General features: G+C 66.2%; 13 protein-coding genes. 5 read left to right on the forward strand and 8 right to left on the reverse strand.

What is annotated here, in order from left to right; translation table 11 throughout:
• Window positions 1-4: 4 nt before the first annotated feature.
• From L1081_RS11335 to pncB, 5 genes are read right to left on the reverse strand one after another with little or no spacing between them, the layout of a single operon-like run.
• Window positions 5-1,168 (reverse strand): MFS transporter, encoded by a 1,164-nt coding sequence (locus L1081_RS11335; protein ID WP_489416483.1) that lies wholly within the window; start codon window positions 1,166-1,168, stop codon window positions 5-7.
• A complete protein-coding gene (locus tag L1081_RS11340) occupies window positions 1,165-2,532 on the reverse strand; it encodes a DNA recombination protein RmuC (RefSeq protein WP_489416484.1) in 1,368 nt (455 codons plus the stop codon). The genes L1081_RS11335 and L1081_RS11340 overlap by 4 nt, the downstream gene beginning before the upstream one ends.
• Window positions 2,533-2,561: 29 nt before the next feature.
• Entirely contained in the window at window positions 2,562-3,548 is a 987-nt protein-coding gene (locus L1081_RS11345) for an NAD(P)-dependent oxidoreductase (protein WP_489416485.1), read from the reverse strand.
• Between the two features lie 14 nt (window positions 3,549-3,562).
• Complete coding sequence (locus tag L1081_RS11350) at window positions 3,563-4,975, reverse strand: sodium:proton antiporter (RefSeq protein ID WP_489416486.1); 1,413 nt, start codon at window positions 4,973-4,975, stop codon at window positions 3,563-3,565.
• A 25-nt stretch (window positions 4,976-5,000) separates the two neighbouring features.
• Window positions 5,001-6,221: a nicotinate phosphoribosyltransferase gene (gene pncB / locus L1081_RS11355; RefSeq protein ID WP_489416487.1), complete on the reverse strand. Its 1,221-nt coding sequence runs from the start codon at window positions 6,219-6,221 to the stop codon at window positions 5,001-5,003.
• 175 nt (window positions 6,222-6,396) lie between these two features.
• Here pncB and L1081_RS11360 point away from each other — a divergent pair, with 175 nt between their 5' ends.
• Window positions 6,397-6,630 (forward strand): CsbD family protein, encoded by a 234-nt coding sequence (locus tag L1081_RS11360; RefSeq protein WP_124961423.1) that lies wholly within the window; start codon window positions 6,397-6,399, stop codon window positions 6,628-6,630.
• Window positions 6,631-6,666: 36 nt separating this feature from the next.
• A complete protein-coding gene (locus L1081_RS11365) occupies window positions 6,667-7,074 on the forward strand; it encodes a hypothetical protein (RefSeq protein ID WP_489416488.1) in 408 nt (135 codons plus the stop codon).
• Between the two features lie 68 nt (window positions 7,075-7,142).
• Here L1081_RS11365 and L1081_RS11370 read toward each other — a convergent pair whose 3' ends face one another.
• Both L1081_RS11370 and L1081_RS11375 read right to left on the reverse strand, forming a co-directional pair.
• The gene (locus L1081_RS11370) at window positions 7,143-7,586 is read right to left on the reverse strand and encodes a thioesterase family protein (protein WP_489416489.1); all 444 of its coding nucleotides are present in this window, start codon (window positions 7,584-7,586) and stop codon (window positions 7,143-7,145) included.
• The gene (locus tag L1081_RS11375) at window positions 7,583-8,509 is read right to left on the reverse strand and encodes a histone deacetylase family protein (protein WP_489416490.1); all 927 of its coding nucleotides are present in this window, start codon (window positions 8,507-8,509) and stop codon (window positions 7,583-7,585) included. The genes L1081_RS11370 and L1081_RS11375 overlap by 4 nt, the downstream gene beginning before the upstream one ends.
• Window positions 8,510-8,697: 188 nt before the next feature.
• On the opposite strand from L1081_RS11375, the gene phaP reads away from it, so the two are divergent.
• Window positions 8,698-9,249 (forward strand): phasin family protein, encoded by a 552-nt coding sequence (gene phaP / locus L1081_RS11380; protein WP_124961459.1) that lies wholly within the window; start codon window positions 8,698-8,700, stop codon window positions 9,247-9,249.
• A 131-nt stretch (window positions 9,250-9,380) separates the two neighbouring features.
• Entirely contained in the window at window positions 9,381-10,139 is a 759-nt protein-coding gene (locus L1081_RS11385) for an SDR family NAD(P)-dependent oxidoreductase (RefSeq protein WP_489416491.1), read from the forward strand.
• Here the strand turns inward: L1081_RS11385 and L1081_RS11390 are convergent.
• Window positions 10,087-11,028, reverse strand: coding sequence for a YhjD/YihY/BrkB family envelope integrity protein (locus L1081_RS11390; protein ID WP_489416492.1), 942 nt, complete (start codon window positions 11,026-11,028; stop codon window positions 10,087-10,089). The genes L1081_RS11385 and L1081_RS11390 overlap by 53 nt on opposite strands.
• Window positions 11,029-11,110: 82 nt before the next feature.
• Here L1081_RS11390 and dnaG point away from each other — a divergent pair, with 82 nt between their 5' ends.
• Window positions 11,111-13,090 (forward strand): DNA primase, encoded by a 1,980-nt coding sequence (dnaG, locus tag L1081_RS11395; RefSeq protein ID WP_489416493.1) that lies wholly within the window; start codon window positions 11,111-11,113, stop codon window positions 13,088-13,090.
• The last annotated feature ends 248 nt before the right edge of the window (window positions 13,091-13,338 follow it).

Here is a 13,338-nt window from a genome sequence, read left to right on the forward strand (position 1 = left end):
GGAGTCAGGCCTTCAAACCCCAGGTCGCCCGCGCCCCCAGCGCAACCACGCCGCCCACCACCCAGAAGACACCCGCGATCCCGATCAGCGCGCCGATCGAGCCGAACAGCATCGGCATCGCCACGCTCGATGCATTGATGGTCATGAGCCGCAGGCCCAGCGCCTCGCCGTGCCGCGCATGCGGCGTGATCTGGTGCAGCATGCTCATCACCATCGGCTGCACCGCGCCGAGCGCAAAGCCCAGGATCACCGAGCACAGGCCCATGCTCCAGGCCGAGTCGAGCAGCGGATAGACCGCGAACACCAGCGCCGTGACGAGGGTCGAACTCAGGATCACGCTTCGCTCCGAAGCGCGCGAGGCCACCAGCGGCAGCACCACCCGGATGGCCGCCGCGGCAATGGCGAAGGCGCCGAGGATGGAGCCGATTACCGAAGCGCCGATGCCGCGGTCATGCCCCAGCACCGGCAGCACGAAGGCATGCACGTCCCAGCTCGACGACTGCAGCCAGTTCACGAACAGCAGGCGGCGGAACATCGGCTCGCGCAGCAGGTCCCAGGCCCGCGTGGGCACGGCGCCGGCGGCGGGTGCGACAGGCGGCGGCTCGTGCGCGCCGCGCGCAAGCAGCCAGCAGGCGATGGGAAAAGCCGCCATCACCGCGAAGCAGACCCGGTACGCCAGCATGTCCGCGGGTGCACGTCCCGCATGGTCGATGAGCAGGCCGGCGACGAACGGACCGACGAAATTGGCGACCGCGGGCGCAATCGCAAGCCAGCTGAACACGCGCTTGAGCTGCGTGGCGTTGGTCGCGGAGCGGCCCACATGGCGCTGCAGTGCGATGACGGTCGCGCCCGTGGCGCCGCCGGTCAGCAGCGCCGAAATGCACATCATCGGAAAGGTCGGGAAGACGAGCACGAGTCCCGCGCCAGCCGAGGCCGCGATGACCGACAGCCACAGCGGCCGCTTGAATCCGTGCCGGTCGGCAAAGCGCCCCGCCGGCAGCGCCAGGAACACCTGCGTGAGCGCGAACAGAGCGATCAGCACGCCGACAGCTGCCGCGCTGTAGCCCTGCTGCAGCGCCAGCAGCGGGGTCGCGAGCCGCATGCCGGCCATGGTGGCATGCAGGCAGACCTGGGCGCCGATCACCCGCAGCAATTCGGAGCCTTTCACGGGGTGTCGTCGCCCTCGCTGTCGGCCGTGGGAGGCAGCAGCACCTGCGACTGGGCCTCGGGCAGCGCCTCGACCTTGCGCAGTGCCAGGCGCATCTGCTTGGCGCGCGTGTCGGCCTTGTCGAGCGTGTCGGAGGCCTTGGCCACCTGCTCCTTGATGCGCGAAACCCATTCGCCATAGCGCTCGAACTCGGTCTTGACCGCGCCCAGTACCTTCCAGACCTCGGAGGCCTGCTGCTCCAGCGCCAGTGTGCGAAAGCCCATGTGCAGGCTGTTGAGCATGGCAAGCAGGGTGGTCGGGCCGGCCAGCGTCACGCGGTGCTGGCGCTGGATGGCATCCATCAGGCCCGGACGGCGCAGCACCTCGGCATAGAGGCTTTCGACCGGCAGGAAAAGAATGGCGAAGTCGGTGGTGTGCGGCGCCGCCAGGTAGTTCTCGGCGATCGAACGGGCCTCGACGCGGATGCGCGCCTCGAGCGCCTTGGCCGCCAACTCGGCGCCGGGTGCATCGGCACGCTCGTGCGCATCGATCAGGCGCTCGTAGTCGTCGCGCGGGAACTTGGCGTCGATCGGCAGCCACACCGGAGCGCCGTCGTCGCCGCGGCCCGGGAAGCGGATCGCGAAGTCCACGCGCTGTCCGCTGCGCGGCTTGGTCTCGATCTGCTTGGCGTACTGCTCGGGCGTGAGCACCTGCTCGAGCAGCGCCTCGAGCTGCACCTCGCCGAACACGCCGCGCGTCTTGACGTTGGTCAGCACGCGCTGCAGACTGCCGACGCCGACGGCCAGCGTCTGCATCTCGCCCAGGCCCTTGTGCACCTGCTCGAGCCGGTCGGCCACCTGCTTGAAGCTCTCGCCCAGGCGCGCTTCGAGCGTGCTCTGCAGCTTCTCGTCGACGGTCTTGCGCATCTCGTCGAGCTTGGCGGTGTTGCTCTGCTGGAGCTGCGCCAGCTGCGCTTCCATGGTCGCGCGCACTTCCGACAGGCGGCGCGCATTGGATTCGCTCAGGCCCTGGAGCTGGGTGTTGAGCGTGTCGGCCAGGGTCTTCTGCAAGGAGGCAAGCTGCAGCGAGAAGGCATCGAGCTGGGCGTTCTGCGTGCGGGTGGCTTCGGCGCCCTGCTGCACCAGGGCCTGCTGGAAGGTGGCGAAGGCTTGCGCGGTTTCCTGCCGCGCGCCGCGCGAGCTTTCGCCGATTTCGTGGCGCAGCTCGCGCTCGGTGCGTTCGTTGGCGGCGCCCATCGCGGACAGCGTGGAGAGCAGTTCGCTGTGGTCGGGCGCAGGCTGGCGGCGTGCCAGCAGCCAGACCGCGAGCACCAGCTGGACCACCGCGAAGGCGGCCAGCAGAAGAAGAATCAGGGAAGTGTCCAAGGTGGCGATGAGGGTCCGTGTTTGTTTGCTTATCTGGCGGCGGGCGGAACGGGCGTGACGGGAGTCAGCGGCCCCTTGCCGCCGAACCAGGCGATGAGGTTGTCGGCCGCGAGTTCGGCCATCGCGCGGCGCGTGGGCACGGTGGCGCTCGCGATGTGCGGAGTCAGCACCACGTTGGGCACGGTCAGCAGATCGGGGTGGACCTTGGGCTCGCCTTCGAACACATCGAGCCCCGCCGCCGCAATGCGCTTCTCGCGCAGCGCAACGGCCAGCGCCGCGTCGTCGACGATGCCGCCGCGCGCGATGTTCACCAGCGTGGCGGTCGGCTTCATCAGCGCGATTTCGGCCGCGCCGATGGTGTGGTGCGAAGCCGGCGAGTACGGCACCACCAGCACGACGTGGTCTGCCGTCTTGAGCAGCTCTTCCTTGCTTGCGTAGCTGGCCTTGCATTCGGCCTCCAGGGCCGCATCGAGCCGCGAACGGTTGTGATAGACCACCTTCATGCCGAAGCCGTGCGCACCGCGCTTGGCAATGCCCTGCCCGATGCGCCCCATGCCGATGATGCCGAGCGTCGAACCATGGATGTCGGAGCCCGCGAACATGTCGAAGCTCCACTTCTGCCACTTGCCCGCGCGCAGGAAGTGTTCGCTCTCGGTGATGCGGCGGGCCGTGGCCATCAGCAGCGCAAAGCCGAAGTCGGCCGTGGTCTCGGTGAGCACGTCGGGTGCGTTGGTGCCGAGCACGCCGTGCGCGGCCATCGCGTCGACGTCGAAGTTGTTGTAGCCGACAGCCATGTTGGCGCAGATCTTCAGGCCGGGGCAGGCGTCGAGCACGGCGGCGTCGATGCGCTCGCTGCCGGTGGTGAAGGCGCCCTGCTTGCCTTGCAGTTTGGCGATCAGCTGCTCCTTGCTCCAGCTCTCGTCGGCCTGGTTCGACTCGACCTCGAAATGCTGCGAGAGACGTTCGATGGTTTCGGGAAAGATCGCGCGTGCGACCAGGATCTTGGGCTTGCTCATGATGATGTCTGTGCCTAGCGGAAGAAGATGAAGGTGATGAGGACGAACAGCGGTACCAGGATGCCCACCGACCACGCCATGTAGCCGAAGAAGCCCGGCATGCGTACGCCGCGGCTCTCGGCGATGGCCTTGACCATGAGGTTGGGAGCGTTGCCGATGTAGGTGTTGGCGCCCATGAACACCGCGCCGGCCGAGATGGCAGCCAGAGTGGTGGCGTAGGTGGTCATGAGCACGGCGGCATCGCCACCCGCGGTGTTGAAGAACACCAGGTAGGTGGGTGCGTTGTCGAGAAAAGAACTCAGGAGGCCGGCGGCCCAGAAGTACATGGCCGGATCGGGCTGGCCATCGGCCCGCGTCACCGCCGACACCACCGCTCCGAAGGGTCCGTGGACGCCGGCTTTCAGCATTGCGATCACCGGGATGATGGTCAGGAAGATGCCTGCGAACAGCTTGGCCACCTCGACCATCGGGCCCCATTCGAACTGGTTGTCGGCGTGCACCTTGTCGGAAGTGATCTTGAGCGAGAGCAGCGTGATGGCGATGAGTCCGGCGTCGCGCACGAGCCCGGGCAAGCCGACGTGGGTGCCGAACAGCCCGAAGCCGACCGGTGATTTCCAGACGCCGGAAAGCAGCACGAAGAAGATGATCCCGCCCAGCAGCCAGAAATTGGCGGCGCCGTCGAAGCCGATGCGCGGGGTGTCCGGCGTGGGATCGAACGGCAGCACGCCTTCCTTGCGGTAGTGATGGCGATCGATGGCATAGAACAGCGCAAGCAGCGTGCCAACGAGAAACAGCGTTTCGGGCAGGATGTTCCGCGCGGTCCAGAAGAAGTCGACACCCTTCAGGAAGCCGAGGAACAGCGGCGGATCTCCGAGCGGTGTGAGCGAGCCGCCGGCATTCGAAACGATGAAGATGAAGAACACCACCACGTGCGCCTTCTTCAGGCGGTTGTCGTTGGCGCGGATCAGCGGTCGGATCAGCAGCATCGAGGCGCCCGTGGTTCCCATGAGGCTCGCGAGCACCGCGCCGATGGCAAGGATGGCCGTGTTGAGGCCGGGCGCGCCATGCAGGTTGCCGCGAATGTGGATGCCACCCGCCACCGTGAACAGCGCCGTGAGCAGGATGATGAAGGGGATGTATTCCTCCACCAGGGCATGCACGAACTGGGCGCCCGCAAGCGGCACGCCGAAGATCGCGGCAAACGGGAGCAGGAACGCCAGCACCCAGGCCGCGGAAACCTTGCCATAGTGGTGATGCCAGAACGCCGGCACAAGCAGCGGCATCAGCGCAATCGACAGCAGGATGCCCGCGAACGGAACACCCCAGAGCGCCGACAGCTTGCTGCCGTCGAATTCGGCAGCCATGGCAAGCGCGGGAAACATCATCGGCAGCGCTGCGGCTGCCGCGAGGCGGACTGTTTTTTTCATGGAGCGGTACCGTACCAGACGCGCGTCAGGCCGGCGGCTGCTCGATCTCGAACACCTGGCGCAGGTACGCCAGGTATTTTTCGTCCTCGCACATGTTCTTGGAAGGCGTGTCCGACAGCTTGGCCACCGGCTGGCCGTTGCAGGTGATCATCTTGATGACGATCTGCAGCGGCTCGTAGCCGAGGTCGTTGGTGAGGTTGGTCCCGATGCCGAACGCCAGCTGGCAGCGGCCGCGGAACTGCTGGTAGAGCTCGATGGTGCGCGGCACGGTGAGGCTGTCGCTGAAGATCAGCGTCTTGGTGAGCGGATCGACCCGGTTGGCGGCGTAGTGCGCCAGCATGCGTTCGCCCCACTGGAACGGATCGCCGCTGTCATGGCGCGCGCCGTCGAACAGCTTGCAGAAGTAGAGGTCGAAATCGCGCAGGAAGGCGCTCATGCCGTAGACATCGGACAGCGCAATGCCCAGGTCGCCGCGGTATTCGCGGGCCCAGTTCTCGAAGCCGAAGATCTGGCTGTCGCGCAGCCGCGGGCCGAGCCCCTGGCAGGCCTGCAGGTATTCGTGCGCCATGGTGCCGAGGGGAATCAGGCCGAGCTTCATGGCATAGAGCACGTTGCTGGTGCCCGCGAGCTGGGGCAACCGCGCGCCGGGCTCGGCGTGCACCGGCGGCGAGGTGACGGCACCGAGCCTTGCGTTCAGCGTGCGCAGCACCTCTTCATGCCAGTTCTTGGAGAAGCGCCGGCGCGTGCCGTAGTCGGCAATCTTGAGGTCCGACAGGCCGGCGTCCTGCAGCTGCCCGATCTTGGTTTCCAGGCGCCGCCGGCCTTCCTCGAAGTCGGGCTTTTTCTGCGTATTGCGGAAGTAGACCTCGTTCACGATGGCCAGCACGGGAATCTCGAACAGGATGGTGTGCAGCCACGGCCCCTTGATGCGGATCTCGAGCTCGCCCGAGGGCTGGGGCGTGATGCTGATGTACTTCTCGTTGAGCCGGAACAGGCCCAGGAAGTCGACGAAGTCGCTCTTGATGAAACGCATCGAGCGCAGGTACGCCAGCTCGGCGTCCCGGAACTGCAGCGAGCAGAGGCTTCGCACCTCTTCGCGGATCTGTCCCGCGAACTGCGCCAGGTCGATGCCGGGGTTGCGGCACTTGAACCGGTACTCGACCCGGGCTCCCGGGAAGTGATGCAGCACGACCTGCATCATGGTGAACTTGTAGAGGTCGGTGTCGAGCAGGCTGTGAATGATCATGGTGCGGCGCGCGTTGTCCCAAGCTTTTCGGCGTGCGTCCGATTATCACGGGCGCCGTCGGCTTGTGCCTACGGCGCCAGCACTGGGCGTCCTACCGCCAGGGTGAATAGGCCCCGCGACAGTTCGTGCACGGCAGCCAACGAGCCCGCCGAATCATTTTTTAAAGGAGATTCGCATGAACAAGGACACCATCGAAGGCAACTGGAAACAGCTCAAGGGCAAGGTCAAGGAGCAATGGGGCAAGTTGACCGACGATGACTTCGACGTGATTGCCGGCAAGCGCGACCAGTTGCTCGGCCGCATCCAGGAGCGCCACGGCATCAGCCGCGACGAGGCCGAAAAGCAGGTCAAGGACTGGGAATCGCGCGACGGCCGCACGCCGGACGCCCTCTGGTACGAAAAATACTGAGCCTCCGATTCCTATGAACCGCAAAGAAAGAAAACAATGAAGAAACATCTGCTCATGCTCGCTCTTGCTTCCACCTGCTTCATGGCCACCCAGGCCGGCGCGATGACCAAGGACGAGTACAAGGTCGAGAAGGAAAAGATCGAAGCCGACTACAAGGTCGCCAAGGCCCAGTGCGATTCGATGAAGGACAACGCGAAGGACGTCTGCCAGAAGGAAGCCAAGGGCAAGGAAGACGTGGCGAAGGCCGAACTCGAACAGCAGTACAAGCCGAGCGACGCCCATGCCCGCAAGCTTGCGGAAGAGAAGGTCAAGGCGACGTACGAAGTCGCCAAGGAAAAGTGCGACGACCAGACCGGCGACGCCAAGGCCGCCTGCGTGAAGCAGGCCAAGGCCGACGAAGCCAAGGGCAAGGCCGACATCAAGGCCATGAAGAAGACCATGTAGGACCGACGTGGCTCACGGGCCGCACGGAAAAAGACAAAACGGCGCCTTCGGGCGCCGTTTTTTCTGGATCAGGCTTTCAGCGAGTCGACCACGCGCTGCAGCGCCTCGGGCAATGGCACCGGCCGCTGCGTGGCCCGGTCCACATACACATGCACGAAGTGGCCTTGCGCGGCCGCGGTGTCCGCGCCTTCCGCAAAGAGCGCGATCTCGTAGCGCACGCTGGAGCGCCCGGCCTGGGCCACCCGGATGCCGGCCTCCACGGTCTGGGGAAACGCAATCGGGGCGAAATAGTTGCATTGCGTCTCGACCACGAAGCCGATGGCCGGCCCCTGGTGGATGTCGAGCGCGCCGCGTTCGATCAGCAGCGCATTCACCGCCGTGTCGAACCAGCTGTAGTAGACGACGTTGTTGACATGGCCGTACATGTCGTTGTCGGCCCAGCGCGTGGGAATGCTGCGAAACGCGCGATAGCTGCTTCGGGAATGCGGCGTGGGTTTGGGGGCGGAGCTCATCGCGCGGCATTTTGCCAGCGGCGCCAGTAGTCGAAGGCCACCTTGAAGGTGCCCAGCTGCACCTGCACTGTCTCGCCGATGTCGCTGGCGTAGCCTCCGGCCATCGCGAAGGCCAGCGGAATGCGGCGCTGCCAGGCCCAGTCGAACACCCGCCGGTCGCGTGCCTCCAGGCCGTCGAAAGTCAGCTTGAGCCGGCCGAGCCGGTCGCGCTCGAAGGGATCGGCGCCTGCCAGGTAGATCACCAGGCCCGGCGAGAAACGCCGGTCCAGTTCGTCGAGCGCGTGCTCGAGCGCGGTGAGGTAGTCGGCATCGCCGCAGCCGTCGGGCAGCTCGACGTCGAGATCGCTCGCCTCCTTGCGGAAGGGAAAGTTCTTCTGCCCGTGCAGCGACAGCGTGAAGACGCTCGGGTCGCTGCGGAAGATGCTGGCCGTGCCGTTGCCTTGGTGCACGTCGAGGTCGATCACCGCGACCTTGAGCTGCCGGCCGCCGCGGCCGTGCTCCGCCTGCATCAGCCGCGCGGCCACGGCGGCGTCGTTGAAGACGCAGAATCCGCCGCCCTTGTCGGCATAGGCGTGGTGCGTGCCGCCCGCCATGTTGGCCGCCACGCCGCCGGCAAATGCCGCGCGGCAGGCTGCAATGGTCGCCCCGGTGGAACGGCGCGAGCGCTCGACCATCGCCTCGCTCCAGGGGAAGCCGATCTCCCGCATGGCCTGCGGGCTCACGCTGCCGTCGCTGATGGCGGCGATCCACTGCGGGGTATGGGCCAGCGCCAGCTCGCCGTCGGTGGCACGCGGGGCCTGGTCCATGTCCACCGCCGGCAGGTGCTCGATCAGGCGGTCGCGCAGCAAGGCATAGCGGGACATCGGGAAGCGGTGCCCCGGAGGCAGGGGCAGGACGAACTGGCCGGAATAGAACGCGCGCATGGCCCGCATTCTGGATGCCGGAGCGAATTTAGAAAGTGTGTTCTAAATTGCTGCAAAGCAGCAAAACCCCCTTGATCGCAAAGCTGTGCTGCCTATACTTGAGGCCATGCTGCACCGCAACATAAACATGGACGACGAGGCAGCGCAACGTGAACCGACCACCTTTCATCCTTACCGGAGATTCCCAAATGGCCCTGACCGCTGACCAAATCCTCGCCGCCCAAAAAGCAAACCTCGAAACCCTGTTCGGCCTGACCACCAAGGCCTTCGAAGGCGTCGAGAAGCTCGTCGAACTCAACGTGACCGCTTCCAAGGCTGCCCTGGCCGAAGCTGCCGGCACCGCCCAAGCCGCCCTGAACGTCAAGGACGCACAGGAACTGCTGACGCTGCAAGCCAGCCTGTTCCAGCCCCTGGCCGAAAAGACCGCTGCCTACAGCCGTCACCTCTATGACATCGCCCAGGGCACCGGCGCCGAGTTCACCAAGGCTTTCGAAGCCAAGGCTGCTGAAGCCCAGCAAACCTTTGTCGGCCTGGTCGACAGCGCTTCCAAGAATGCACCCGCCGGCTCGGAAACCGCCGTTGCCGTGCTGAAGAGCGCCGTGGCTGCCGCCAACAACGCTTTCGAATCGGTCCAGAAGGCCGTCAAGCAAGCGTCGGACGTTGCCGAAGCCAACTTCAACGCCGTGTCGACGCAAGCCGTTGCCGCCGCCAAGACCGCGACCACCTCGCGCAAGCGCTAAGCCGCCGACCACCACCAGTTGTCTCCTTGGGTCCTCACGGATCCAATTCAGGGCCTCATCTTCGGATGAGGCCTTTTTTTTTGCCCCCCGCCCGTCTTCGATAATGCCGGTCTCATTTCAGGAGACTCTCAATGCAGATCGACGGCAAGGTTTTTATCGTGACCGGGGGCGCTTCGGGCCTCGGCGAAGGCACCGCGCGCATGCTGGCTGCCAGCGGCGGCAAGGTCGTGATCGCCGACATGCAGGCCGACAAGGGTGAAGCCGTCGCCAAGGACATCGGCGGCGTGTTCGTCAAATGCGACGTGAGCCAGGAGGCCGATGGCCAGGCGGCGGTTGCCGCGGCGCAGAAGCTCGGCAAGCTGGTGGGCCTGGTCAACTGCGCGGGCATTGCGCCGGCCGAGAAGACCGTGGGCAAGAACGGCCCGCACGCGCTGGCGGTGTTCAGCAAGACCGTCACGGTCAACCTGATCGGCAGCTTCAACATGATCCGCCTCGCGGCCGATGCCATGAGCAGGAACGAGCCCGAAGCCACGGGCGAGCGCGGCGTGCTGATTTCCACCGCCTCGGTCGCGGCCTACGACGGCCAGATCGGCCAGGCCGCCTACAGCGCCTCCAAGGGCGGCGTGGTCGGCATGACCCTGCCCATCGCGCGCGACCTGGCGCGCAACGGCATCCGCAACATGACCATCGCCCCCGGCATCTTCGGCACGCCCATGCTCTTCGGCATGCCGCAAGAGGTGCAGGACGCGCTGGCCGCCAGCGTGCCCTTCCCCTCCCGCCTGGGCACGCCGGAGGACTACGCCAAGCTCGCGAAGCACATCATCGAGAACGACATGCTCAACGGCGAGGTGATTCGTCTCGACGGAGCGATTCGGCTTCCGCCCCGGTGAGCGGCGGCACCGCCGTGCTGCCGGTGCGGTCCAGCCGCTCGTACTGGGCGATGACCTGGGCGCCCAGCAGCACGAACGTGGCGGCGATCTCCAGGCTCAGCAGCACCACGATCGCCGTGGTGAGCGAGCCGTAGACCACGTTGACCTGCGACAGCGTCGAGAAGTACCAGATCAGCACCCGCCGCGTGGCCTCCCACAGCAGCGCGGCGGTCACGCCGCCCAGCAGCGCATGGCGCAGCGACATGCGGCCGGCCGGCATCACGAGGTAGAGCGAGGTCAGCATGAAGATCTCGCCGCCCAGCCCCAGCAGGTAGAGCAGCAGGCCCGACACCCCCGACAGCGACCAGCTGCGGCCCAGCAGGTCGACGCTTTCCTGCCCCACCAGTTGCAGCGCGCCCGACACCAGCGTGACCAGCAGCAGGCCCACGCACAGGAACAGGATGTAGAGATAGGGCATGACCGCCGAAACCAGGAAATGGCGCCGATGATCGGCCTTGCGGTGATGAAAGATCACCGCCATGGCGCTCTCGAGCACGCTGAAGGCCAGCGAGCTGAAGAAGATCATGGTCACGAACAGCACCGGCCCCATCACGTCGCGGTGCTGGAGAAAGTTCGACAGCTCCGTCACGATCGCCTTCGACTGCCCCGGCAGCAGCCATTCGAGGTACCGGCCGATGGTGCGCAGCAGCTCGGCCTGCTCGATCAGGTGAGACATCGCGATCACGCTCACGATCAGGAGCGGCACGATGGAAAGCAAGGCGTAATAGGCTACGGCTCCCGCGAGCAGCAGCCCCTGGTTGGCGCGGAAAGCCTTCAGCGCATCCCAGACGAAGCGCAGGGGATGGCGCAGCAGCGGCGCGACGTGGTGCAATGGGTTGAGCGTCTTCATCCGTGAGTTCCAGCTGCGGGCAGTATGGCCTCCGCGCGCGGGCGCTCGAAGGCTTGCGTATGATTTGCCGCTCTTCGCCTACATGACCATCCCCGCTTCATTCATCCAGGAACTCATCGCGCGCGCCGACGTGGTGGAAATCGTCGGGCGCTACGTGCAGCTCAAGAAGGCCGGCGCCAACTTCATGGGCCTGTGCCCGTTCCACGGCGAGAAGTCACCCTCCTTCTCGGTCAGTCCCACCAAGCAGTTCTATCACTGCTTCGGCTGCGGGGTCCACGGCAACGCCATCGGCTTTCTCATGGAGCACGCGGGCATGGGCTTCGTCGAGGCGGTGCACGACCTCGCCGGCCAGTACGGCCTGCAGGTGCCCGAGGACGACGCCTCCCCCGCCGAACGCGCCCGCGCCGCCAGCCAGCGCCAGAAGCAGGCCACGCTGACCGACGTGCTCGAAAAAGCCGGCGAGGCCTACCGCAAGGCCCTGCGGCAGGCGCCGGGCGCCATCGAATATTTGAAGGGCCGGGGCGTCTCGGGCGAAGTGGCCAGGCAGTTCGGCATCGGCTATGCGCCCGCCGGCTGGCGCGCGCTTGCGAGCGTGTTCCCCGACTATGACGACCCCCTGCTGGCCGAAAGCGGCCTGGTGATCGTCAACACCGAAGACGGCGCCGAGGACGCCAAGCGCTACGACCGCTTCCGCGACCGCGTGATGTTCCCCATCCGCAACGTGAAGGGCGAATGCATCGGCTTCGGCGGCCGGGTGCTCGGCGACGAAAAGCCCAAATACCTCAATTCGCCCGAGACGCCCGTGTTCAGCAAGGGGCGCGAGCTCTACGGCCTGTACGAGGCCCGCGCCGCCTTCCGCGAGCGCGGCTTCGCCCTGGTGACCGAGGGCTACATGGACGTGGTCGCCCTGGCGCAGCTCGGCTTTCCCAATGCCGTGGCCACGCTCGGCACGGCCTGCACCACGGAGCACGTGCAGAAGCTCTTTCGCTTCACCGAATCGGTGGTGTTCAGCTTCGACGGCGACGCCGCCGGCCGCCGCGCCGCGCGCAAGGCGCTCGACGGCGCCCTGCCCTATGCCACCGACGTGCGCAGCATCAAGTTCCTGTTCCTGCCGGCCGAACACGACCCCGACAGCTTCATCCGCGAATTCGGCGCCGATGCGTTTGCGCGCTTCATCCAGGAAGCCACGCCGCTGTCGCGCTTCATGCTCGAGGCCGCGCGCGAGGGCTGCGACCTGAGCACCGCGGAAGGCCGTGCGCACATGACGAGCAATGTGCGTCCGCTCTGGAGCGCCATGCCCGACGGCGCGCTCAAGCGCCAGCTGCTGAGCGAGATCGCCGCGCTGGTGCAGCTCGACGCCGCGGCGCTCTCCGAACTCTGGGCTTCCACGCCGGGTCCACGCAGGCCGGCCGCGGCGCCGGGCCAGCGCCAGGGCGACCCGAGCCACGAGAGCGAATACCCCGACATGCCGCCTCCGGCCGAATACGAGCCGCCGCGCTATGAAAGCGATAGCAAGCCGCGCAAATTCACCAAGGGCAAGCGCTGGGGCGGCAAATTCGAGGCGCCGATCGAGCCGCTGCGCGGCCGGGGCAAGCCGCCGAGCCGGCCGGACGTGGCGGCGCGGCTGCTGCTGTCCAACATGGCGCAGTGGGACGCGCTGTCGCACGAGCTTCATGTGATGCTGTGCGACCTGCCGGGCCCGCACGGTGCGCTTTTCACCTGGCTCGACAGCCAGTTGCACGAGCACGGCGTGCAGCCGTGGGCGGCGCTTCGCGAAGGCATGCGCGGGCTCGATTTCGAGACCCTGGCGGAGCGCCTCATGAACGTTTCCGAAAGCGCTCCGATCCCCGAGGGCGAGGAAGAGCAGCACCTGGCCGATGCCGCCAAGGAGCTCGCGAGCGTGCTCGACTTCATGCTCGACGACCGGCTGAAGGCCCAGCAGAGCGAGGCCATTGCCGCGGTCGGAAAGGACCCGAAGGCTCTCGAACGCTACAAGGCGCTGGAGGCCAGGCGGCTCGAGTTGCGCAACCGATTGAACCCGCGAGGAGCAGAAACTGCTTGAAATTTGCGCAATAGGCTATAATGTAAGGCTTCGCAACTGGCGAAATTAGGCAAGAGCGACAGCAGCACCTCCGGGCCGACCCCTAGCGCAACGCACTCCAACGGAAAGAATCCGTCGGAAAGGGTCAATAACCGCAAGGACTGCACACCAAATGTTCGCCCGACATCTTGCCTGACGAGGAATTTCTTCCTCTTTCCCAATTGTTCCGTCCGTGCCTGTGCCCGGACCGTGGTGGCGCTGCCGTGTGG

This window comes from Variovorax sp. MSC1_012, from assembly GCF_023667525.1.
In the GTDB taxonomy this organism is placed as follows: Bacteria; Pseudomonadota; Gammaproteobacteria; order Burkholderiales; family Burkholderiaceae_C; genus Variovorax; species Variovorax beijingensis_B.